This is a genomic window from Chryseobacterium sp. AG363, assembly GCF_003610675.1.
Lineage (GTDB): Bacteria > Bacteroidota > Bacteroidia > Flavobacteriales > Weeksellaceae > Chryseobacterium > Chryseobacterium cucumeris.
This window is the reverse complement of the sequence record NZ_RAQF01000003.1, coordinates 159,751-181,669: the sequence shown is the minus strand read 5'-3', so window position 1 is coordinate 181,669 and position 21,919 is coordinate 159,751. Positions and strand designations below refer to the sequence as shown.

25 protein-coding genes and 2 tRNA genes are annotated in these 21,919 nt (G+C 36.2%); 10 read left to right on the top strand and 17 right to left on the bottom strand.

Annotated features, from left to right (window positions below; translation table 11 throughout):
• Window positions 1-7 precede the first annotated feature (7 nt).
• Complete coding sequence (gene nth, locus DEU39_RS13745) at window positions 8-628, bottom strand: endonuclease III (protein ID WP_062672899.1); 621 nt, start codon at window positions 626-628, stop codon at window positions 8-10.
• 33 nt (window positions 629-661) lie between these two features.
• On the opposite strand from nth, the gene bcp reads away from it, so the two are divergent.
• Window positions 662-1,111: a thioredoxin-dependent thiol peroxidase gene (bcp, locus tag DEU39_RS13740; RefSeq protein ID WP_120232349.1), complete on the top strand. Its 450-nt coding sequence runs from the start codon at window positions 662-664 to the stop codon at window positions 1,109-1,111.
• A 90-nt stretch (window positions 1,112-1,201) separates the two neighbouring features.
• Here bcp and DEU39_RS13735 read toward each other — a convergent pair whose 3' ends face one another.
• The 5 genes from DEU39_RS13735 to DEU39_RS13715 are packed head-to-tail and all read right to left on the bottom strand — an operon-like array spanning window position 1,202 to window position 5,398.
• Entirely contained in the window at window positions 1,202-1,735 is a 534-nt protein-coding gene (locus DEU39_RS13735; protein ID WP_120232348.1) for a GNAT family N-acetyltransferase, read from the bottom strand.
• Window positions 1,704-2,366 (bottom strand): hypothetical protein, encoded by a 663-nt coding sequence (locus DEU39_RS13730; RefSeq protein ID WP_120232347.1) that lies wholly within the window; start codon window positions 2,364-2,366, stop codon window positions 1,704-1,706. Before DEU39_RS13730 ends, DEU39_RS13735 begins: the two co-directional genes overlap by 32 nt.
• A 32-nt stretch (window positions 2,367-2,398) precedes the next feature.
• Window positions 2,399-3,481 carry a mannose-1-phosphate guanylyltransferase gene (locus DEU39_RS13725; protein WP_228432360.1) on the bottom strand — a complete coding sequence of 361 codons (1,083 nt, stop codon included), beginning with the start codon at window positions 3,479-3,481 and terminating at the stop codon, window positions 2,399-2,401.
• Window positions 3,482-3,483: 2 nt separating this feature from the next.
• Window positions 3,484-4,074, bottom strand: coding sequence for a SprT-like domain-containing protein (locus DEU39_RS13720; RefSeq protein ID WP_062672894.1), 591 nt, complete (start codon window positions 4,072-4,074; stop codon window positions 3,484-3,486).
• A 1-nt stretch (window position 4,075) separates the two neighbouring features.
• A complete protein-coding gene (locus DEU39_RS13715) occupies window positions 4,076-5,398 on the bottom strand; it encodes a TolC family protein (RefSeq protein ID WP_062672892.1) in 1,323 nt (440 codons plus the stop codon).
• Window positions 5,399-5,581: 183 nt separating this feature from the next.
• Between DEU39_RS13715 and DEU39_RS13710 the strand changes: the two genes are divergently transcribed.
• From DEU39_RS13710 to DEU39_RS13695, 4 genes are all read left to right on the top strand, one after another.
• Complete coding sequence (locus tag DEU39_RS13710) at window positions 5,582-6,826, top strand: bifunctional folylpolyglutamate synthase/dihydrofolate synthase (RefSeq protein WP_120232346.1); 1,245 nt, start codon at window positions 5,582-5,584, stop codon at window positions 6,824-6,826.
• A gap of 42 nt (window positions 6,827-6,868) precedes the next feature.
• A tRNA-Val gene (locus DEU39_RS13705) sits at window positions 6,869-6,943 on the top strand.
• A gap of 33 nt (window positions 6,944-6,976) precedes the next feature.
• Window positions 6,977-7,051: transfer RNA gene (locus DEU39_RS13700), tRNA-Val, on the top strand.
• A gap of 120 nt (window positions 7,052-7,171) precedes the next feature.
• Complete coding sequence (locus tag DEU39_RS13695) at window positions 7,172-8,293, top strand: hypothetical protein (protein ID WP_120232345.1); 1,122 nt, start codon at window positions 7,172-7,174, stop codon at window positions 8,291-8,293.
• Here DEU39_RS13695 and DEU39_RS13690 read toward each other — a convergent pair.
• Genes DEU39_RS13690 through DEU39_RS24715 form a run of 4 tightly spaced genes read right to left on the bottom strand, consistent with a single transcriptional unit; the run spans window position 8,283 to window position 11,042 of the window.
• The gene (locus tag DEU39_RS13690) at window positions 8,283-9,206 is read right to left on the bottom strand and encodes a glycosyltransferase family 9 protein (protein WP_120232638.1); all 924 of its coding nucleotides are present in this window, start codon (window positions 9,204-9,206) and stop codon (window positions 8,283-8,285) included. The two genes, DEU39_RS13695 and DEU39_RS13690, sit on opposite strands and share 11 nt — an antisense overlap.
• Window positions 9,207-9,256: 50 nt before the next feature.
• Window positions 9,257-9,676: a SufE family protein gene (locus tag DEU39_RS13685; protein WP_062672886.1), complete on the bottom strand. Its 420-nt coding sequence runs from the start codon at window positions 9,674-9,676 to the stop codon at window positions 9,257-9,259.
• A gap of 44 nt (window positions 9,677-9,720) precedes the next feature.
• Window positions 9,721-10,818, bottom strand: a complete 1,098-nt coding sequence (locus DEU39_RS13680; RefSeq protein WP_062672883.1) for a glycosyltransferase — start codon at window positions 10,816-10,818, stop codon at window positions 9,721-9,723.
• A complete protein-coding gene (locus DEU39_RS24715) occupies window positions 10,818-11,042 on the bottom strand; it encodes a hypothetical protein (protein ID WP_062672881.1) in 225 nt (74 codons plus the stop codon). Before DEU39_RS24715 ends, DEU39_RS13680 begins: the two co-directional genes overlap by 1 nt.
• Before the next feature lie 150 nt (window positions 11,043-11,192).
• Between DEU39_RS24715 and DEU39_RS13670 the strand changes: the two genes are divergently transcribed.
• Window positions 11,193-13,727, top strand: coding sequence for an ATP-dependent Clp protease ATP-binding subunit (locus DEU39_RS13670; RefSeq protein ID WP_062673756.1), 2,535 nt, complete (start codon window positions 11,193-11,195; stop codon window positions 13,725-13,727).
• Between the two features lie 126 nt (window positions 13,728-13,853).
• Here DEU39_RS13670 and DEU39_RS13665 read toward each other — a convergent pair whose 3' ends face one another.
• Window positions 13,854-14,381 (bottom strand): hypothetical protein, encoded by a 528-nt coding sequence (locus DEU39_RS13665; protein ID WP_120232344.1) that lies wholly within the window; start codon window positions 14,379-14,381, stop codon window positions 13,854-13,856.
• A gap of 189 nt (window positions 14,382-14,570) precedes the next feature.
• Here DEU39_RS13665 and mnmA point away from each other — a divergent pair, with 189 nt between their 5' ends.
• Window positions 14,571-15,758 (top strand): tRNA 2-thiouridine(34) synthase MnmA, encoded by a 1,188-nt coding sequence (gene mnmA / locus DEU39_RS13660; protein WP_120232343.1) that lies wholly within the window; start codon window positions 14,571-14,573, stop codon window positions 15,756-15,758.
• 125 nt (window positions 15,759-15,883) lie between these two features.
• Window positions 15,884-16,093 carry a hypothetical protein gene (locus DEU39_RS13655; RefSeq protein WP_120232342.1) on the top strand — a complete coding sequence of 70 codons (210 nt, stop codon included), beginning with the start codon at window positions 15,884-15,886 and terminating at the stop codon, window positions 16,091-16,093.
• 63 nt (window positions 16,094-16,156) lie between these two features.
• Here DEU39_RS13655 and DEU39_RS13650 read toward each other — a convergent pair whose 3' ends face one another.
• Together DEU39_RS13650 and DEU39_RS13645 are read right to left on the bottom strand one after the other, a co-directional pair.
• Window positions 16,157-16,507, bottom strand: a complete 351-nt coding sequence (locus tag DEU39_RS13650) for a hypothetical protein (protein ID WP_120232341.1) — start codon at window positions 16,505-16,507, stop codon at window positions 16,157-16,159.
• A 14-nt stretch (window positions 16,508-16,521) separates the two neighbouring features.
• On the bottom strand, window positions 16,522-17,259 hold the full coding sequence (locus tag DEU39_RS13645) for a glycine-rich domain-containing protein (protein WP_120232340.1): 738 nt from the start codon (window positions 17,257-17,259) through the stop codon (window positions 16,522-16,524).
• A 114-nt stretch (window positions 17,260-17,373) separates the two neighbouring features.
• Here DEU39_RS13645 and DEU39_RS13640 point away from each other — a divergent pair, with 114 nt between their 5' ends.
• On the top strand, window positions 17,374-18,270 hold the full coding sequence (locus DEU39_RS13640) for a hypothetical protein (protein ID WP_062672870.1): 897 nt from the start codon (window positions 17,374-17,376) through the stop codon (window positions 18,268-18,270).
• 210 nt (window positions 18,271-18,480) lie between these two features.
• On the top strand, window positions 18,481-19,707 hold the full coding sequence (locus tag DEU39_RS13635; protein ID WP_120232339.1) for a DUF6051 family protein: 1,227 nt from the start codon (window positions 18,481-18,483) through the stop codon (window positions 19,705-19,707).
• Window positions 19,708-19,796: 89 nt separating this feature from the next.
• Here the strand turns inward: DEU39_RS13635 and DEU39_RS13630 are convergent, their stop codons facing one another.
• From DEU39_RS13630 to DEU39_RS13615, 4 genes are all read right to left on the bottom strand, one after another.
• Window positions 19,797-20,540 carry a LytR/AlgR family response regulator transcription factor gene (locus DEU39_RS13630; RefSeq protein ID WP_120232338.1) on the bottom strand — a complete coding sequence of 248 codons (744 nt, stop codon included), beginning with the start codon at window positions 20,538-20,540 and terminating at the stop codon, window positions 19,797-19,799.
• 60 nt (window positions 20,541-20,600) lie between these two features.
• Window positions 20,601-20,876 (bottom strand): 2TM domain-containing protein, encoded by a 276-nt coding sequence (locus DEU39_RS13625; protein WP_120232337.1) that lies wholly within the window; start codon window positions 20,874-20,876, stop codon window positions 20,601-20,603.
• Between the two features lie 26 nt (window positions 20,877-20,902).
• A complete protein-coding gene (locus DEU39_RS13620) occupies window positions 20,903-21,199 on the bottom strand; it encodes a 2TM domain-containing protein (protein WP_120232336.1) in 297 nt (98 codons plus the stop codon).
• A gap of 123 nt (window positions 21,200-21,322) precedes the next feature.
• Entirely contained in the window at window positions 21,323-21,892 is a 570-nt protein-coding gene (locus DEU39_RS13615; protein WP_120232335.1) for a methyltransferase family protein, read from the bottom strand.
• Between the last annotated feature and the right edge of the window lie 27 nt (window positions 21,893-21,919).

Here is a 21,919-nt window from a genome sequence, read left to right as displayed (position 1 = left end):
AATTGAATTATTTCTCAAACATCATTTTCGTAATAAAATCCTTCTCTCCTTTTCCTCTTGCCGGAGAATATTCTCTTCCATAGAAAATAATCTGAAGGTGAAGTTTATTCCATACTTCTTCAGGGAATAATTTTTTGGCGTCACGTTCTGTTTCCACCACATTTTTTCCGGAAGTAAGTTTCCACTGCGTCATCAGACGGTGAATATGGGTATCCACAGGAAAAGCAGGAAATCCGAAACCCTGACTCATTACTACTGATGCCGTTTTGTGCCCTACGCCCGGAAGAGCTTCCAATTCTTCATAAGTCTGGGGAACAATACCATTATGTCTTTCTAACAGAAGTTCGGCCATTTTCTTCAGGTTTTTGGCTTTCGTATTGGATAATCCTATTTCTTTGATTAGTTCTTTGATTTCAAATTCTTCCAGCTTAGCCATTCTTTGCGGTGTTCCTGCTACCGCAAAAAGTTCGGGAGTAACCTGATTTACTTTTTTATCTGTAGTTTGTGCAGAAAGCGCTACGGCAACCATCAATGTATAGGGATCAGTGTGATCTAACGGAATAGGTGTAGTGGGATATAATTTTTCCAGTTCTATCTGAACGAGCTCAGCTCTTTGTTTTTTTGTCATGTATGCCTTAAATTTGAACAAAATTAAATCATTATGCTGAAAGTTGGAGATAAATTACCTGAATTTGAAGGATTCAATCAAGACGGAGAAACAGTAACCTCATCAAAATTAATTGGAAAAAAACTGGTCGTTTTCTTCTATCCGCAAGCGAATACACCAACCTGTACAGTGGAAGCCTGCAACCTGAGTGATAATTATACTAAGCTTAAAAAAGCAGGATTTCAATTATTGGGAATAAGTGGTGATTCTGTAAAAAAGCAAAAGAATTTCCACAGCAAGTTTGCTTTTCCTTATGATCTTATTGCAGATGAAAACCGTAATATCATTGAAAAATTCGGGGTATGGCAGGAGAAAAAAACGTTTGGAAAAACCTATATGGGAATTGTAAGAACCACTTTTATTTTCGATGAAAATGGTATTTGTACAAGAGTGATTGAAAAAGTAACTTCAAAGACTGCTGCTGAACAGATTCTGGAGGGATAACTTTCTTAAAACACAGATATCACAAATATTTTCACAAATAACCCAGATACATTATTGTGCTATTTGTGAAAATATTTTTTTATAGATTTATTATTCTGTTTCGTAATAGTTGAGTTCTTCGGTTTCACCTGGAAGTATGACGTGTTTTTTAAACCTCAAACCTAATTTTTCAATCAGCTTTTGGGAAGAAATATTATCCTTTGAAATAATGGCTGATATTTTTGTTAATCCGAAATCATCCATTCCGATCGATTTAACCTTCTGAGCTGCCTCAAAAGCATAGCCCTTACCTTCGAACTCTTCCAACAAAGAATATCCAATATCCACAATATCAAGTCCTTCCCTTTCGAAGATTCCTACCGCACCTACTTTTTCATTTCCATCTTTGGTTATTAAAATATAATTTCCAAATCCCAGCCTTTCAATCTGTGGGGCAAATCTGTTTAAGATGTAATTTTCAGCATCTTCAATGGAATTTACATTGCGGTTGCCAATATGTTGAATGAATTTTGGCCTGTTATAAAGTTCAAAGACAAAATCTTTGTCTTCACGGGACATAGGGCGAAGGATCAATCGTTCAGTCTCATAGGTATTATTTGCGCTTGGGTGTTTTTTTGGGCTCATCTTTCTTTGGTTCTTCTTTTTTTTCGATTTTTAAAAGTCTCGGGTTATTAGCACATTTTTTATTGTAAAGCTCAATATAAGTTCCATTGTCTTTAACATTGTTTACAGCACCTGTAGATTTATTGAGTGTTACTGTATAATGTGTTTTCTGGTATGGACATTCCTTTGAGGTGAGCTTTCCAAGGTCCAGATAGTAATTCGACTTATCTTCATGATAATTACCCGCAAGGTCCTTAAACTCTTCATCTATCATATATCCGTCAGCGGCTAATACAACAGCTGCTTCCTGAGCATTATCAATTCTATCTACAAACTTCTTCAATCCTTCGACATCCGTAACGTAATTTACTTTACCTCCTTCCGAATAAGCGATATAATAAAAGCTGTCTTCACTAGGGAAAAGATTGAATCCTGAGAATTGAGGAGTATAATTTACCTTACCCGAAATCTTTATTTCCTGACCTTTCCCATAGCTGTTGTACACCAACACCCATGAATCCACCCTATTACCAGGGTTGATCTGCTGTAAAATAGCAGGAATGCTTGAAAACTTTTTCTTCTCCTGAGCAAATCCTAAGACTCCCAAAAGTGAAAATATAAGAATTGTAAATCGGGTTGCAGTTTTAATCATAATTTAAAAATCAGCAGAAAATATACCAAATATTACATAAACTTCTCGCCCTTTTTAAAGTTTTTTAAATCAAGAACATAATCTTTAATGAGCTGATCATTATCCCTTGGGCAGATAAGAAGCGCTTTATCTGTATCTACAACAATGTAGTTTTCAAGACCGTCAATAATCACTGCCTTGTTATTATTCTTTAAGCGGATGATATTCCCTTTTGAATTATAAGAAAGTAAATGTTTCAGTTTTACAGCGTTTCCGTTTTTATCTTTTTCTGTATTTTCATAGACGGAAGTCCATGTACCAAGATCACTCCATCCTAAATCTGAAGGAATCACGTAAACATTCTTTGCCTTTTCTAAAATCCCGTTATCAATGGAGATTTTCTGAACCTTCGGATAAATGGTTTCAATACAGCTGTTTTCTTTTTCGGAGTTATACTCACAAGCCATAAAATGCTGCATCATCTCAGGAAGATAGAGATCAAAAGCATGGTGAATACTTTTCACATTCCATACAAAAATTCCTGCATTCCAAAGGAAATCACCACTTTCCAAAAAGCTTTGGGCGATTTCAAGAATAGGTTTTTCTGTGAATGTTTTTACTTTAAAATATTCTGATCCTTTTTTCTCTACAAACTGAATATAGCCATAACCGGTGTCGGGTCTTGTTGGAGTTATTCCTAATGTTACCAGATAATCATGCTGTGAAGCCACCTCAAATGCCAGCTCTACTTTTTCCAGAAATACGTCCTCTTTAAGGATCAGATGATCTGCCGGCAATACAATCATTGTTGCATCCGGATTGATCTCAGCAATTTTGTTAGCCATATACAGATTACAAGCTGCTGTATTCTTCATCAACGGCTCACCCACAATATTCTCTTCAGGAATTTCCGGAAGCTGCTGATGGGAAACAGGAACATATTCTTTATTCGTAATCACGAATATCTGCTCTTTAGGAATTACCTTGCTGATTCGGTCATAGGTCTGCTGAATCATTGTGCGTCCGGTTCCTAAAATATCCTGAAACTGTTTTGGAAATTTCTGCGTGCTCATAGGCCAGAACCGACTCCCGATTCCCCCGGCCATTATAACGCAGTATCTATCTGATTTTAACATTCTTAGCTACATTTTTCTACCCTCGCTAAAGGCTTGAAAGAATACTTCCTTCCAGTAGCCAGGTTCTTACAAAGATAGTTTTTTTTAACCAGACCTTCTAATAAATACTTTTCGTTGCGATAGATAAAAAATTCTCCCTTTTTAAGTTCCTCGATAAATAGAAGAGTATCATCCTGTTTTTCAGTATGGAAATACCTTACCAGATCAGGGCTTGCCATGAAATTGGCTTTTGGCGATTTTGAAAATTTTATAATGATAGGTTTGAGTTCTTCATCATAAATTTCAAGGCTTTCCAGAAGCATATTTCTGAAAGTTTCTTTCCATTCATTACCGTGGGGAGAGATTCTTCGCCCATATTTTTCGAAAGCAATCAGATGAGCAAGCTCATGAGTGAGTACAAAGAAAAAAAGCTGCGGGGTAAGGGTAGAATTTACCGTAATTTCATGAGAATTATCCGGAAGTTTTCTGTAATCTCCCAGCTTTGAATTTCTGTTTCTTGTTACTTTTATATGTATATAGTAATCTGCAAACCAGACTCTTAAATATCTAAGTGTATTTTGAGGTAAGTATTTTTCTAATGATTGAATTGGCATTTTACAAACTTAATGGAATTCCTGCATAGAAATTCAATAGTTTAAGACTAAAAAGATAATTATATTTTGCTTGCGCTACTGATCCTTGTGCATTTGCATAATTATTTCTCGCCACATTAACGTCGTAGATAGTGGTTCTTCCGGCAGCATAACTTTTATCGGCAAAATCAAGAGCCAGTTTTGAGCTTTTTTCAGCTTCCACTGCAGCCAGATAGGTTTCATAATTGGCATCAGCATCAAACTGAGCTTTCTGTACGTTTTGTCTTACCGTCTGTTTCTGTTGTTCCAAGGAATTCTTGGCTAAACTTTCATTTATTTTAGATTGTTCTACCTGAAGTTTTGTTTTCCCTTTATTGAAAATAGGAATATTCAGTGATAGCCCCACGTTTTGTCCGAACTGATCTTTATATTGTTCAAAAAAAGTTCCCTGTACAGTACCTGGCATAGGATCAAATTGTCTGTTATAGAAAGTATTAAGACCAGCGCTCGCTGTTAATGTAGGCCAGTATGCTGTTTTGCTTACTTCCGTTTGTGCTTCGGCAGATCTTATACGGCTTTCCGCTGCTTTTATCTGAGGCTGTATCTCATACGCAGTGGTAAGCACTTCATCCGCGGTAGTAAGTTGTAAATCAAGCTTTTCAGGAATATTTACATCTTCCACATCAAAACCTTTATAATCTGAAAGCTGTAAAAGCTGAACGATGGCAAACAAAGCACGTCCAACGTTTACTTCTGCAGTTTTAAGGTTTTGTTTTTCTCTTGCCAATGCAGCTTCAGCCTCTGCCAGAACCGTCTGGGCTGTTGTTCCAACCTGAGTTGTGATTTTAGCTCTGTCAAACTGTTTCTGCGCATTATCCACGGCACTCTGAGAGATTTTAACAATCTCTTTATTCAACAAAGTAGTCAGATATTGCTGAGCGATCTGAAGGGAAATATCATTTTTAATGGTTTCAATGTCGTATTGGCTTGCTTCTACATCAAACTGGGCTTTTCTTACATTTTTCTCTAACCTTCCATTATTATAGAGCAAAATATCAGCACCCAGACCAATACTGTTATTGAATCTATCGTTTCTAAAGCTTCCTGCTCCTAATGAGCCTTGCCCGAAACTTACCCCATTCGTCATACTCCCCGATACAGATGGTAAATATTCTTTTTGGGCTGCTTTAAGATTATATTCCTGGTTTTGTTTGTTATACTGATTTTGGATAACCTGAAGATTATGCTCCACTGCATAGCTTACACATTCTTTTAAGGACCATTTCTTCTGAGCGCTTAAACCCAGATAACCTAATCCAAAAACGATGATCCAAACTTTTTTCATATTGTATATGTTTATTTGTTTTTAATGGTCATATGGAATCGTGTTATCTTCATAAGTACTATACCATGTAAATCACAGCGATTTCATATTAAGATTTTTCAATATTAGACGAATTAAATATAAAAAAGTTACAGATTGAAAAATTATATTTTATTTTAAAAAAACTTTTGGGAATTTTGCACCATGACAAATGAACAATATCAGGAAGCTATCGACTGGCTTTTCGTACAGATGCCCAACTATCAGATAGATGGACAGAAGGCTTATAAACCTGGGCTTGATAACATTACAAAGCTTTGTGCTTTCTTTGGAAATCCTCAGGATAAAATAAAATGTATTCACATTGGCGGTACCAATGGAAAAGGTTCTTCAAGCAATATGCTGGCATCGGTTCTTCAGGAAGCCGGTTATAAAACAGGATTATACAATTCTCCACACCTTATAGACTTCACAGAGCGCATAAAGGTGAATGGAAAAAACTGTAATAAAGAATTTGTCTTTGATTTTATTCAAAAACTGAAAACGATTCCGGAAGACATCCGTCCCTCTTTCTTCGAGTTTACGACCATCATGGCTTTTGAATATTTTTATCAGCAGCAGGTAGATTTTGCCATTATTGAAGTAGGATTGGGAGGAAGACTGGATTCAACAAATATTATCAAACCGTTGATTTCGGCCATTACTAATGTTCAGCTGGATCATCAGAATATTCTTGGAGATACCATCGAAGAAATTGCATCAGAGAAGGCTGGAATTATTAAACAATATATCCCGATTATTTCCGGTGACGAGAATGAAGCCGTTAGAAATATCATTCAGGATAAAGCAACGAAAGAAAATGCTCCATTTATAGATGCTACTCTTATAAATACCAACCTTGAATCTGATCTCAAAGGGAATTACCAGAAGAAAAATATCAGAATTGTATTGGCCGCTGTAGAAGAATTAAGAAAGCTTAAAGTAAATATTTCTGATGAAGCATTGGAAAAAGGACTTCTCCATGTTCACCAAAATACAGGATTTATTGGCCGTTGGTTCGAGTTTTCACAACATCCACTTACGATTTGTGACACGGGTCACAATCAGGCAGGTCTGGAGTATGTTTTTTCACAATTAAATTCAATTAACAGACACAAGCATGTTATTTTGGGGTTTGTGAATGACAAAAAAATAGATGATGTAATGAATTTACTTCCTGAAAATTCTGAGTTCTATTTTGCAAAACCATCCATCAACAGGGGAAGACATCCCGAAGATTACGAAAATCTGCTCCAGGAGGCGAAAATTTTTTATAAAATTTTTGATTCCGTGCAGGAAGCGTATCTCTCTGCAAAAGAACAATGTACAAAAGAAGAAATGATTTTTATTGGCGGAAGCAACTTTGTAGTGGGAGATTTTTTGGAAAAAAATTTGGAGATTAAAGAATAAGTCGTATATTTGCACCACTCTAAACAAGAGAACAAGTCTAGAGGGTTCTTAGCTCAGTTGGTTCAGAGCATCTGGTTTACACCCAGAGGGTCGGGGGTTCGAATCCCTCAGGACCCACAGAAAAGGAAACGAAACCTTTCAAAAAAATTCGGGTTCTTAGCTCAGTTGGTTCAGAGCATCTGGTTTACACCCAGAGGGTCGGGGGTTCGAATCCCTCAGGACCCACAAAAAATCTCTCAGATTTCTGGGAGATTTTTTTATTTTACCCCTAAGCAATTTATAAAGCTTCTCCTCCACTTTTCCTTATATTTATCTACCTTTGCCTTCACTTGAATTTCGCTTGCTGTGAATAAACTTCATCTTATATCATTTAATTATCCCTACCCTCCTTCCTATGGTGGAATTATTGATGTGTATTATAAAGTTAAGGCATTATCTGATCTGGGAATAAAAATTCACCTACATTGTTTTGTAGATCAAATCCCTCATAAGATTGATCCGGAAGTCAAAGAGATGACAGAAAATGTGTTTTTTTATCAAAAGAAAAAGAATCCACTTCTTTATTTCTCCGGAACACCTTTCGCTGTTGCCATCAGAGATTCTGAAACCCTGCTTAAAAATCTGGAGAAGCACAAAGCTCCTATCTTGTTCGAAGGCTTGCAAACAACCCATATTGTACGGTTTTTGAAGGATAACAGACACCAACTCTACCTCCGTCATCACAATAACGAATCAGAGTATTATAAAGGCCTATCTGTGTCTGAGAAGAACCCATTTAAAAAGATTATTTACAAAATTGAATCTGTGAAGTATTCCGGATATCAGAAAAAACTTTTAAAGAAATTTGAAGCTGTATTCTCCTTATCTGAAAAGGAATATAATGAAGTACAAACTTATTCGGAAAATGCACACCTGATTCATATCTTTCACGGTAATGAATCGGTAAAGGAATTGGATCAAAAAGGAAAGTATTTTCTCTTTCATGGAGACCTTACTACCGCTGATAACAAAAGAGCATTGAATGAAACAATTGACTTATTTAAAACCCTTCCACAATATCAGCTTGTTGTAGCCTCAGATCGTGCCAGTGAGGATATTAAAAGGAAGATTTCCACAGTTGAAAACATCAGCCTCACTCCTATACAAACCACAGAAAATCTTTACCGCCTTCTGGAAGATGCTCATGCCAATATTTTGATTTCTTACCAGAATTCCGGAACAAAGGTGAAACTTTTTAATACGCTTTACAACAGCCGTTTCGTGATTATTAACGGGAATATTACAGATGATCCGGTTTTAACAAATTTATGCCTGTATGGCGATGATATGAGCCAAATCCGTCAACAGATTATCTCCTCAGCTGGAAAGGACTATCATGATACTGAAAAGAGAAAGGAAGTCTTAGAAAAAAACCATTCTGATAAAACCAAAGCTAATGAGATAGTTAGGATTATTTTTAAAAATTAATCCTGTCCACCACTTTCTGAATATTAAACTCTTCAAGGCAAGCCCAGTCGCCTCTGTAGCATTCTTTATCTCCAAAGACAGAACATGGTCTGCAGCTCAGGTCTTCCACCTGAACAACATCTTCTTCGCTTTGCCCGAATCCTAAAAAGCCGGCATAAGGATGAGTAGCTCCCCAAATAGAAACACATCGCGTTCCTACAAGACTTGCGAGGTGCATATTGGCAGAATCCATGGATATCATCAGTTCAAGCCCGGCAATATAATTGAGTTCTTCCGTAAGATTTAATGTTCCGGCAAGGTTTTTTGTATTAGGAATCTCTTCTGCCCATTTTTCGAGAGTTTCCGTTTCTTTTTTACCCCCTCCAAAGAAATATACAGTATGTTTCTGAGCCAAAATTCTTACCAACTCATAGGATTTTTCCAAAGGGAGCATTTTTCCTTTATGCTGGGCAAAAGGAGCAAATCCAATTCCAGATTTTTGTTCTGAAACCGGTCTTAATTGATGAGAAAGTTCAACTTTGAATCCCATTTCACGAAAAACGTCAGCGTAACGTTCCACTGTTTTTTTCAGCTGCATCTTTTCCAGATTCCAGACATCCGTAAGATGTTCTTTTTCCTCTTTACCTTTATTAATTTTAAAGACCTTAAGTCCCTTTCTTCTATATATTCTGTCTAAAACTTTGGTTCGGATTACATCATGGAGGTTGGCAATACAATCAGGATTAAACTCACGAATCAGTTCATTACTTAGTTTTCTCAATCCAAAAAGACCTTTGTAGTCATCCAGGTCAATCCCTTTAAAAGTTACATTGGAAATTCCAGCAAACAACGCCTCAAAATTTTTCCTGGAGACCATAATAATTTCCACACCGGGGTTCTGCTCCAGAAATTCTCTGAAAACAGGTACGGTCATCGCAACATCTCCGAATGCGGAAAAACGATATGCTAAAATTCTGGTCACGGTTATGATTTCAGTTGGTAAGCAACTGCATAAAACTTGATCTGCTTTGTCATCGCCATAAGCCCGTTAGCTCTGGAAGGTGAAAGAAATTCCTGTAGTCCTATTTCTCCGATAAAATCAAAATCAGAATCCAGGATTTCCTGAGTGGAATGTCCACTGTAAATACTTACTAAAAGAGAAACGATCCCTTTTGGTAGAATACCATCAGAATCTGCATTAAAGAAAAGTTTCCCGTCTTTAAATTCAGCATCAATCCAAACTTTGCTCTGGCATCCTTTAATCAGATTTTCTTCTGTTTTCTTATCTTCAGCCAAGCCTTTCAGTTCTTTTCCAAGATCAATGATGTACTCATACTTTTGCTCCCAATCTTCAAGAAAAGCGAATTCATCTATTATTTCCTGCTGTTTTTCTTTAATGGTCATTTTAAATCAAATTTCTTTTGCAAAGATAACCAATTTTGTAAAAATTATTTACAGGATGCTTTTTCAAAAAGTTGGAGGATTTTTGTCTCTTCATTCTCCCAGCAAAATACATCTGCTGCCTTATTTAATTCGCTCTGATAATACTGTCTTCCTCTCTGAAGAACAAGATTGATTGCTTTTTCAATGGTTTCAGGCTGATGATCCGGAATAACTTCTCCTACATTAAATTGATTTTTTATCCTTTGCATTTCCGGAAAATTAATCATCACAAGCGGTACTCTCGATTGGATATAGTCACAAACCTTATTAGGAAGTGAATAATAGTAGCTTACTCCATTATTTTCTTCGAGACTGAATCCTGCATCAGCGGTTTTTGTTATTTCCCTGAGATTTTCCGGTTTCAGCTTACCCAGAAAAAAGACTTTATCTTGAAGTTTCTCCTGAATAACAAGTTCTTCGTATTCTTTTTTCTTCGGGCCGTCACCTGCAATTTTCAGAACAGCATCTTTAATATGATGCATGGCCACAATCATTTTTTCAATTCCCCTCGACTGATTAATCGCTCCCTGATACAGAATGATCTTTGGATGATTTTCAGGAATTTCCGGTGCGGAAAGAATTTTTCTCGGAATATTTCTAACCACTACCGGATTGACATTATACTGTTCATGAAACCATTCGGCATAGCTTTCACTTTCTGTCATCATCAGTTCCATATGAGGCACCAGCTTTCTTTCAAGTACTCTCCAGAACTTCTGAGAAAACCTGTTTTGAACCGATGGCATTTCTGTGAAAATTTCATGACTGTCAAAGACTAACGGAATATTCAGTTTTCTGGCAATGAGATAATTTGGCAGAAGTGCATCAATGTCATTGGCATGGAGAATCGTATCTTTGTCCGCTTTTTTCTTCAGTTCTTTGTATAATTTCCAGTTGAATTCAAAATAAGCGGTCTTAAGGCTTTTAGACTTCAATCCTATTCTGGAAAAGGGATAAGGACGTTCCATTTTTTCATTTCCTTCCCAGTCGTTACCAATCAGATCTATGGAATACCCGTTATCAAAAAGGGTTTTGCACACCTTCTCTATCCGTTGGTCAGTATACAGATTACTAAAAGCAGAAGTAATAATTTTTTTCCTCATCAATCTTTCTTGTCTAGTATTAAATAATAGATTTGAATGAAACAAATAAGCCCGTTTGGTATGATAACCGGCCAAAGCATTCCATTAAAGATACCATAAATGACAAAACAAATACAGCCAATCATGTTAACCACTCTGATTTTTTTTACATCTTTCAGTATGAAACTCAATACGATAAAAAGAGAAGCAGAATAGCCAATGTAAGTGGTAAGTTCAGAATTCATGGGGAAAATTTAAGGTTACAAACTTAATCATTTTCAATAAGATAATAAATTTTTTTCTGCCATAAAGTCATTAATTGATTTTTGGTAAAATATTTGTAATTTAGATAATGAATAAAAGGTAATGTTGCCTTTGTTCTAATGAGATATATTATGGATTATAAGTTTTCACAAGGTTTGAGCCAGGTGTTCAAACAAAGCAAAAGCGAAGCTAAAAGGCTCAAAAGTGAATTTCTTAATACAGAACATCTACTTTTAGGTATTATAAAAACGGAAAACTCTGCAAAAGAAATCCTTCAAAACCTTAATGCGGATTTAACACAAATCAGAAGAAAAATTGAAACTTTAAATACAGCAAGTCTTAATCCTATTTCTGAAGAGGTTACCAATATTTCTTTCACTAAGATGGCAGACCATGCTATTAAACGTGCAGAGTTAGAATGCCGACAGTATAAAAGCAATGAAATTAATACCGTTCACCTGCTTTTAGGTATTCTTTATAAATATGAAGATCCTACTTCAAATATTCTGGGAGCTTATGACATCGACTACGAAGGAGTTTCAAGAGAATACCAGACTATGCTTAAAAATTCAGGACAGTCTCCTCAGATGAGTGCTTACGATGATGATGATGAGAGAGAAGAATTTGAGCAAATGAGAAAGCCTACAGGAAATCTAGGTTCTGCAAAAAGTAAAACGCCTACATTGGACAACTTTGGTAGAGACCTTACTTCTTTGGCAAGGGATGGAAAACTGGACCCGGTGATTGGCCGTGAAAAAGAAATTGAGAGAGTTTCTCAGATTTTATCACGTAGAAAGAAAAACAACCCTCTTCTTATCGGGGAGCCTGGAGTTGGTAAATCTGCCATTGCTGAAGGGTTAGCACTAAGAATTCAACAGAAAAAAGTGTCGAGAGTTCTTTACGGAAAACGTGTGATCACTTTAGATCTGGCAAGTTTAGTTGCCGGAACTAAATACCGTGGTCAGTTTGAGGAAAGAATGAAGGCCATCATGACGGAGCTGGAGAAAAACAGAGATGTCATCCTATTTATTGATGAGCTTCATACGATTGTAGGAGCTGGAAGTTCTACAGGAAGTTTAGATGCTTCCAATATGTTCAAACCGGCTTTGGCAAGAGGTGAAATTCAATGCATCGGGGCAACTACCCTGGATGAATACCGTCAGTATATTGAAAAAGACGGAGCTTTAGAAAGAAGATTCCAGAAAGTAATGGTGGAACCTACTTCTATTGATGAAACCGTACAGATCTTGAATCAGATCAAAGATAAATATGAGGAACATCATAATGTAATCTATACTCCGGAAGCGATTCTGGCTTGTGTCAATCTGACATCGAGATATATTACAGACCGTTTCTTACCGGACAAAGCGATTGATGCGATGGACGAAGCCGGATCACGTGTTTATATCAAAAACATGAAAGTTCCTACAGAAATCATTGATTTTGAAAAGAAAATCGAAGATATCAAAGAACTGAAACAGAAGGCTGTAAAAGCTCAGGATTACCTTGAAGCAAGAAAGCTGAAAGATGAGGAGGAACGTCTTCAGATGGAACTTAACTCGGCTCAGGAAAAATGGGATAAAGATGTAAAAGAGAAAAAAGAAACCGTAACAGAAGAAAATGTAGCGGAAGTGGTTTCTATGATGAGCGGAGTTCCTGTGACGAAAGTTGGTAAGAACGAGCTTGACAAACTTGCCCAAATGGATGAGAAACTGAACGGAAAAGTAATCGGTCAGGAAGATGCTGTGAAGAAAGTTGTTAAAGCTATTCAAAGAAACAGAGCAGGTCTTAAAGATCCTAACCGCCCTATCGGTACCTTTATTTTCCTTGGAACAACCGGGGTTGGTAAAACCGAATTGGCAAAAGTAATGGCAAGAGAGCTATTCGAATCCGATGAATCTTTGATCAGAATTGACATGAGTGAATACATGGAGAAATTCGCTGTTTCAAGACTAGTAGGTGCGCCTCCGGGATATGTAGGATACGAAGAAGGTGGTCAGTTAACGGAAGCTGTAAGAAGAAAACCTTATGCAGTAGTTCTTTTGGATGAGATTGAAAAAGCTCACCCGGATGTATTCAATATTCTGTTGCAGATTTTGGATGAAGGACACGTTACAGACAGTTTAGGAAGAAAAATTGATTTTAGAAATACCATCATTATTCTGACTTCAAACATCGGAACAAGAGATCTTAAAGACTTTGGAGACGGTGTAGGATTTGGAACTTCTGCGAAGAAAACAACTTCGGATTCAAGAGCAAGAAGCACGATTGAAAATGCCCTTAAAAAAGCATTTGCACCGGAATTCTTAAACAGAATTGATGATATTGTGATCTTCAACTCTCTTGTACAGGATGATATCAAGAAAATCATTGATATTGAACTGAACAAACTTTATGGCAGACTTGAAAAATTAGGATATAAAGTAGATCTTACTGAAGAAGCAAAAGACTTTATTTCTGAAAAAGGATGGGATAAAGATTTCGGAGCAAGACCATTGAAACGTGCCATCCAGAAGTATATTGAAGACTTATTGGCAGAAATGCTGGTAAACAAGCAATTGAACGAGGGAGAAACCGTAGTTCTTGACCTTAACGAGGCAAAAGACGGACTGATCGGGAAAACACAGAAGGCTAAGAAATCAGCTGAAAAGTCTTCTCAATCTTAATTAAATAAATAATTTTCAAATAGAAAAACCCCGGGAACTTTCCCAGGGTTTTTTGTTTTTATAGATTTTGACTATTTTGGTTTCTGATTAAACAGGTTAGGCCCTTTCTTATTGATAAATCAAATATTAAAGTCCTACTACAAAACCAATGTTCGGGATCAGACCGCTGGAAAACACACTGGAATTCTGTTTCCAAAGCACGTTATACATTAAACCCAGCTGCATGAAGGAATTGTTTCCGATCCGCTGCATATATCCTCCTCCAAGGTATAATGCATTTTCTTCCGTATTGTATTTATAATCGTAATATTTATCCTTGTAATCAACAAAATAATGCTGATAGTTAGCTCCCACGTAAAATGATCTGGCAAAATAATAGTTGACAAAAGGACCTACTCCAAACATGGTAGATTTATAATAATCAGAAGTCTGCCACGAAACACTTCCTACCACACCGCCTTCAAAATCATTAGTAAATCTGTAACCTACTCTTGGCGATGCAGACAGATTAAAAGCGCTGTTACTTCCAAATCCTAATCCAATGCCTCCTCCAAAAGTCCACTTGCTGTTTTCCTGTACGGGTGCTCCTACTGAAATTTGGGAAAAAACTGATCCTGAAGATATCAGCATCATAGAAATAATAAACTTTTTCATATGTTATATTTTTGGTGTTACAATTATATTCTCATCTGTTTTCATTTGCAGAGGTTGATAAAAAGATGACATATAGCTCTATCGTTTTTATCAATGTTTAAAATTATGGTTTTTTTACGAATTTTTTAATTGTATTTTTGCCACATCAAACTAAGAACTCCCGTTAAGAGTTTCGTAAAATTGAATACAATGAAAGTAGTAGTAGGCCTCTCCGGAGGTGTAGATTCTAGTGTTACAGCTTATTTGCTGCAGCAACAAGGCCATGAAGTAGTGGCTTTATTTATGAGAAACTGGAACGATGCTTCCGTAACATTAGAAGATGAGTGTCCCTGGATTGAGGACAGTAATGATGCCCTTATGGTGGCACAAAAGCTTGGAATTCCTTTCCAGGTGATAGACATGAGTGAACTTTACAAGGAACGTATCGTTGACTATATGTTTGCCGAATATGAAAAAGGCAGAACTCCCAACCCTGATGTATTATGTAACAGAGAAGTAAAATTTGATGTTTTTATGAAGACCGCAATGTCTTTGGGTGCCGATAAGGTAGCAACAGGACATTATGCAAGGGTAAATTCTACTTTTGATGAAAACGGTAAAGAAATTTTCCACCTTCTTGCAGGAAAAGACAATAATAAGGATCAGTCTTATTTCCTTTGCCAGCTAAGCCAGGATCAGCTTTCAAAAGCATTATTCCCTATCGGAGAACTTACAAAGCCTCAGGTAAGAGAAATTGCAAAAGAAATCGGACTGGTAACGGCAGATAAAAAAGATTCTCAGGGATTATGTTTTATCGGAAAAGTAAGCCTTCCCCAGTTTTTACAACAGCAATTAAAACCTAACGAAGGGGAAATTGTAGAAATTTTCAAAGATTCTCCTTTATTTTCAGAAGAAAAACCTGAATTTTCCTCCAAAGAAGAGGAACTTGAGTTTTTATCACGAAAAATCAATTATAAAAAATCTGACGGAAAAGTAATCGGGAAACATCAGGGTGCCCAGTTTTTCACGATCGGACAAAGTAAAGGCCTTGGTATAGGCGGACACAAAGAAAGCTGTTTTATCATCTCCAGAGATATGGAAAACAACATTCTTTTCGTAGGAGAAGGAAGCCATTTCCCGGGACTTCATAAAAAAGCTCTGAAAATTGATAATTCTGAACTGCACTGGGTACGTGAAGATTTGAGGCTTCAGAACGGAGGATCTATGGAAGTAATGGCCAGATTCAGATACAGACAGCCTTTGCAGAAAGCAACCCTGTATCAGTTTGAAAATGCTTTTTATATTGAATTTGATGAACTTCAGTCTGCTATTGCTGAAGGACAGTTTGCTTCATGGTATATTGATGAGGAGCTGATCGGCAGTGGTGTGATTTCGTAAGAGTTTCGGGTACGGGATTCGGGTGATTGAGATTGTTTTTTTAAGAAAATATTTTTTTTAAATTTTTCTGTAACGTTTTTTAAGTTATCATACTTACGGAGTAAATAACAATAAAAAATACTACTATGAAAACATCTACAAAAAACCAGTATGCTTATGTAAACAATATTCTGATTGCAGTTGTATCCTCTATTTTCGGTTATAATCTTTATCAGGCCATTGTACATCCGGAAAACTCCAATATCGCGATCAGTCTTATTTTGGTAGTCCTGACTTCCGTTATGGTTCGAAAATATGGCTATCAGCCCACAAAAGAAGAAAAGAAAGATATTTAATATCAACAACACATAATAAAGCCCGGAACATTTTTGTTTCGGGTTTGTTTTTAATAATAAATTTTATTTTATCTTTTCATTTACATAACCTGAGATAAAAACCAATGTAACAATACCTTCTGCTATTAATATCACAACAAGAAATCCAACAGGTTTTCCCAATATGACACCTCTGATAAGCTTGATAATTCCCAACAAGAAAATAAATCCTGCGAAATAAAATGCCGTTCCCGAAATGGTTTCTTTCAAAGAATTTAGCATAAAAAACGAAGCGTAAAATCCTAGAACCAGAATGACATAGAACTTCAAAAAGTCAGGTCCTTTAAGAATAACCGGATTAAATGTCAAATGGACTGCCATAAGCCATATAAAGCCTATCACAACCGGAACTGAATGAATGATGAGTTTTTTCATAATGATGAGTTTTATTATCCTCCACAGCCTCCGCATCCACCGCAACCACCGCAGCCTCCTCCACAACCACCTCCTCCGCTGCAGCTTGAGCCACCACAACTTCCTCCATCATTATTTTGCTTATCTTTTCTGTTAGGGTCAGAAACTTCCTGATCTCCTATGATTGAAACGATCGTTCCCAGAATGAAAATAATCCCGAATACAACTCCAGTAACCATTAACCCTGAAAAGCTATCTCCTTCTGTACACGAAAATAAAAGCAGTAACACAAATATGGGAGCAAAGAAGGCCATTTTTTTAAGCCAAAATTGTACTTTTGACTTTTTCTTACGCTCTCTCCAGATTTCTTCTGGTGCTTCCTGCCGGAATATCTGCCGATAACTTGTTAAAGTATCTTCAAACCAGTTCTGATGTCTTTCTTTTTCCGCAGAGCCTCCTTCGGAAGGATGATGATGAAGCGGTCTTTTTAAGATATGGGGACAGAATTCCTCCCAATAATTCTGCGTATAAATCAGATGCATATGCCAAACCTTGTCAACGATGTTACTGGGAGAAGCTCCGTGGGGAAGAATACAGCAGAGATACACGAACTTTTTGTATTCTTCAATTGCTTTTCTTGCGAAATCAAGACTCCAGCGTTCTTCTTTGGCCAGCTTTTTTGAAAAAGGGAAATCAACTCCCGGAGCATCCAGAGAAAATTCCTGTATCCTGTTCCAAAGAGACTCATCTTGTAATAACATTTTTGTTTCCATTGTTTTGATTTTTGTTTTTCTACTCAAATATCAATGGATTATACAATATAAAAGTCTTTCAAAAATCTTTTTTAGTTTGATAAAAATCTTAAATTAGTCTTATAAATAAACACCATGAAAAAGGAAGATATCCTGCATCTTGAGAAACTGATGAATTTCTTAAGCCGGCAATTTTTAAAGAAAAACCATTGGGAAGATGTGACCAAAACCGAATGGTCTTATATAAGCGCTGAACTAAATGAACTGATTATCAATGATCATTCAGAAAAAGAGATCAAAAAAGAACCTGATATTCTGGGAACAAATTATCTGTATGAGCATCTGATCATCAATAAACTGAAAAAATTCAAACAGAACGAGAATGCGGTTTTAAGCAGACCCAACCTTGCTAAGCTGAGTTTAATTGTCAAAGTTTTGGGATATTCCAATTACATAGATTTCATAAATTCAAATACGGAAGCATTCAATTTTAATGATCTAAGGATTGATATTAATAATACCAATATGAATACCGCTCTTTTAGACCGTTTAGTAGGGTGCTGGTATTCTTATAACAGAAATCTGCCCGATAATCCTTTGATGGCAAAAGAAGACCGCATATGGCGTTCTGCCATGGAAATTTATAAGTCGGAAACCACAGGAGAATATTTTATTGAAAGAAGCGGTGGTGATCATCACAAATACTTTGGAAAAGTAACCGCCTATTCTGATTATGTTTTCATCATCATGAACAGCAATACTTTTATTCGTCAGAGACATTTCATTTCAAGGATAAAGGATATTAAAGAAAAACTTAAGAACCCGGACTATAAACTCCACGAAATCCACTTTATAAGCACCTGCATTAGTTTCAATCAGGAGCCGATTGCTTTATTTGAAATCTTCAGAAAAGCGGACAGAAAAAACTTCATTTCTGATTCCATCAGTTTTCCCATTGACAGTGACGAAATACCTGAATCAATTGTTAAACAACTTGAAGATACAGAATCTAACAGAATAGATTACAGATAGTTAAAAAAAATAAAGATTATCGGACAAAAAAATAATTTAACAATAAACATCATCATCAATCTCTATATCATGGCCCCGGAATAAGACTATTTCGGGGTCTATTATATTTCTCTTATGCCTGGAATATATTTAAACCTTAAAAATCAATTCATTACCGCAATAATTCTCTAACTTGATGGTTCTAAATATAAACCCTTCAATCGTCTTGCTATGGAATATTATGAATTGTATGAAGTTTTGAAAAATCATTTTGATTCCGGAAAAGACAGGGTTGAACTCCAGGAACTGAATGTAAGCATTGAATCAATTCCTTTTGAATCCAAGGTATGTGATCTGCTTTATGGCTCAGAGAAACAGCAGTGCAACAAACATCAGCAAACCCTCGAAATCAACAAAAATGGTTATCTCTTGTACAACCAACCTGCTGTAGACATCAAAGATTTTGATATTGAATGCAATAAAAGATTTGAATATCATATCCTGAAGCGGGCAGATATAGAAACAGCCGAAGGAGCTTTGTTTTTTTTCCATGGACTGAATGAAAAGAAATGGGATAAATACCTGCCATGGGCGTATGAATTGGCCCAAAGAACACAAAAGGCCATCATACTGTTCCCTATTGCGTTTCATATGGATCGAGCAGAACCTATCTGGAGTGACCGCCGTCACATGATGGAAGTGGTTAATTTCAGGAAAAAAAAGTATCCGGAAAACATGAATTATTCCTATGTAAATGCTGCGATAAGTTCCAGACTGGAAGCGCATCCGCAAAGAATATTCTGGTCCGGGCTACAGACCTATTCTGATATTACAGAAGTGGTAAAAGATATTAAAAAGGGCAAAATCAAGGGTATTTCTCCAGAAGCAGATCTGGATTTATTTGGGTATTCTATAGGATCATTTCTTGCTTTAATTATCAAAATGGCAGATCCTCAACATTATTTTACCCGATCAAAAGTGTTTTGCTTTTGTGGTGGAATGACAATTGACAGGATGTTTCCGATATCCAAATACATCATGGATACTCAGGCAACAGTTAAAATGCAGTCTGTTTTTACGGAATTGTTGAGCTCTGATTTTAAGTCAGATTCACGTCTGAAACATTATCAGAATGAAGCATTGCATCCACAGGAAAGCTGGTTCAAAAAAATGCTCCGCTACAATTATTTCCAGAAGGAAAGAGAAGAAAGAATTCAGGAAATCCAATCTCAGATCAAGGCTTATGTATTAGAGAAAGACAGTGTTGCTCCTCCGATAGAAGCACTCAATACGCTGCAGGGTGGCTACAGGAACATCAATGTAGATATTGAAATCAAAGATTTCCCGTTTGAATATTCCCATATGGTTCCATTTCCGCTTACCCACAAGCATTCAAAAGAAGTTACCGACGCATTCCACCAGTTTGTACAATCTGCCAGTGATTTCTATAATGCCTGATGATTTTTTCAGGGATAAAATAGAGAGAGAAATAGTTTAAAAATAAATAGAATAAGATCCATGGTGTTTGTTTTTTAAGTTAATCTTTATCAACTGACCAACCAGTCTTTAAAATCTTTCACACGGTCTCTGCTGACCGTTATTTCTTCTTCAGGCTGAAACTCAAGGTCCACTTTATAGTAAGGCGAAGTATGGATATTTTTGATATAATCCGAACTGATAATAAATTGCCTGTTCACTCGGAAAAACTTTTTCTCATCGAGTACATCTTCCAGCTCATCAAGTGTAAAATCTGATGGATAGGTACGGTCTTCCGTCTGAAGATAAACGATTTTATTTTCACTGAAAAAACAGCTTATTTCATGAGTCTGTATAATCTTAAGGTTGTAGCCTATTTTCACCAGAACTCTGGAAAGCGTAGACTTTTCTTTTCGGATTAACTGTTTGATATCCTGAGAACCATTAGTGTCATTGGCTGGAATAAATGATTTAAATTTCTCCACTGCTCCTTCCAGGTCTTCATCAAGAATGGGTTTTAAAAGATAATCAATGCTGTTCAGTTTAAAAGCTTTCAGCGTATATTGGTCAAAGGCTGTTGTATAGATAATGAAACCTTTTGTAGGTACTTTTTCAAAGATATCAAAAGACAATCCATCCCCTAAAACAATATCTGAAAAGATCAGCTGCGGATGTTCGTTTTCAGAAAACCAGGCAACACCTTCTTCCACCGATTCTATTTTAGCAACGATCTCTATATCAGGAAAGTTATTCAGCATTCTCTCCAACTTCCTTGAAGCAGGTTTTTCATCTTCTATAATGACAGTTTTGATCATTGAGTTTAAGTTTTGGTTGTCAGATTTTAGGAAATAAAGTTATATAAAAGTGGACAGATTTTAATAATTTATTGTTTTTTTCTCTTTTCTGAGTTCTTTTTCAATCATGTCCTTTTCCCATTCGGAATCAAAGAGAAATAGTTTTGCAGCTTTTACCAGAATAATAAATCCCCAGATTCCAAGGATGATATATCGGTCAAACCAATGAAAGCTAATCATCTTTTCTCCAAAAATATCATCAGGAATGATTAGAACGGCAAATAAGGCAAATATAAAAAGGCTTTTATAGAATTTTCTGATATTGTTGGTTCTTGTGTGGGCAGTATCGTAATCCATGATATTATAAGTTTTTAAGTTATTGTTTAAAGTGTTTTTATTTTCTGTTTTTCATCCTTCTCCATCAGTTCTCTGATTTTTCTTTCTTCCCAGCTTTTACCAATTCCGAATACGCTTATGGCATGAAATGCAATTCCTACTCCCCATCCCAGTGCAGGCCATAGAAACCATAAATATCCGGGAGCAGTTACAATGTTCAGTATTGCTAAAAAAGGAATAACGATACAGTACGAGGTAAGGTTTCCATAAAATTCTTTCAGGTCTTTCACTCTTCTTGAAGCTTTTCTGTAAGCAATTGTTTCTTTGTCAGGTAAAATTTCCATAATGATTTGTTTTAAAGGTTGATTTGTTTTTTCTTGAATCAAAGGTAGCTCACGAAAGTGCCATGAATCAATTTTATGTGACCGAATGGTAGATTATGCTGTCTGAATTGTAAAAACCTGCCATTAATAGATAAAAGGGATCAATTTTTTGGTTCTTTTTCTGTATTCAATATATTCATCCCCGAACTGTTCTATCAGCGTCTGTTCTTCAATTTTTATTCTGTAGGCAAAGGCTAAAAACGGAGGAACAAAAGCAAAGACTAATGAAAGCCAGTTATTGAGATACAAACCGAGGCCAAAAGAAGTTAACAGGGAAAAAGCATAGGAAGGATGTCTCAGATATTTATAAAATCCTTCTTTTTTGATTTTATGATCCTGTCTTATGGTTACATCTACTGTAAAATATTTTCCCAATGACCTGATGATCATGTATCTTACAATAATCCCTATAACGATAAAAAGTTCACCCAGATATAAAATCCAGATACCGTCAATTATTGGAAAATGAGTCTGATAAGACACAAATACTGCACTTGCAATGGAAAAAGGAATGGCCAGCCATAGGATATTCAGAGTTGATTTATCCTTGTTTTTTTGATCTTCTTTGCCAGATTTCAACATGTTTTTGTAAAGGAATTCCGTGAGAAACCAAGCAGCCATTGAAATGTAGAACAGCGTTGATAAGGTATTCATTGTAAAGAATTTTTTTAGATTAAAATT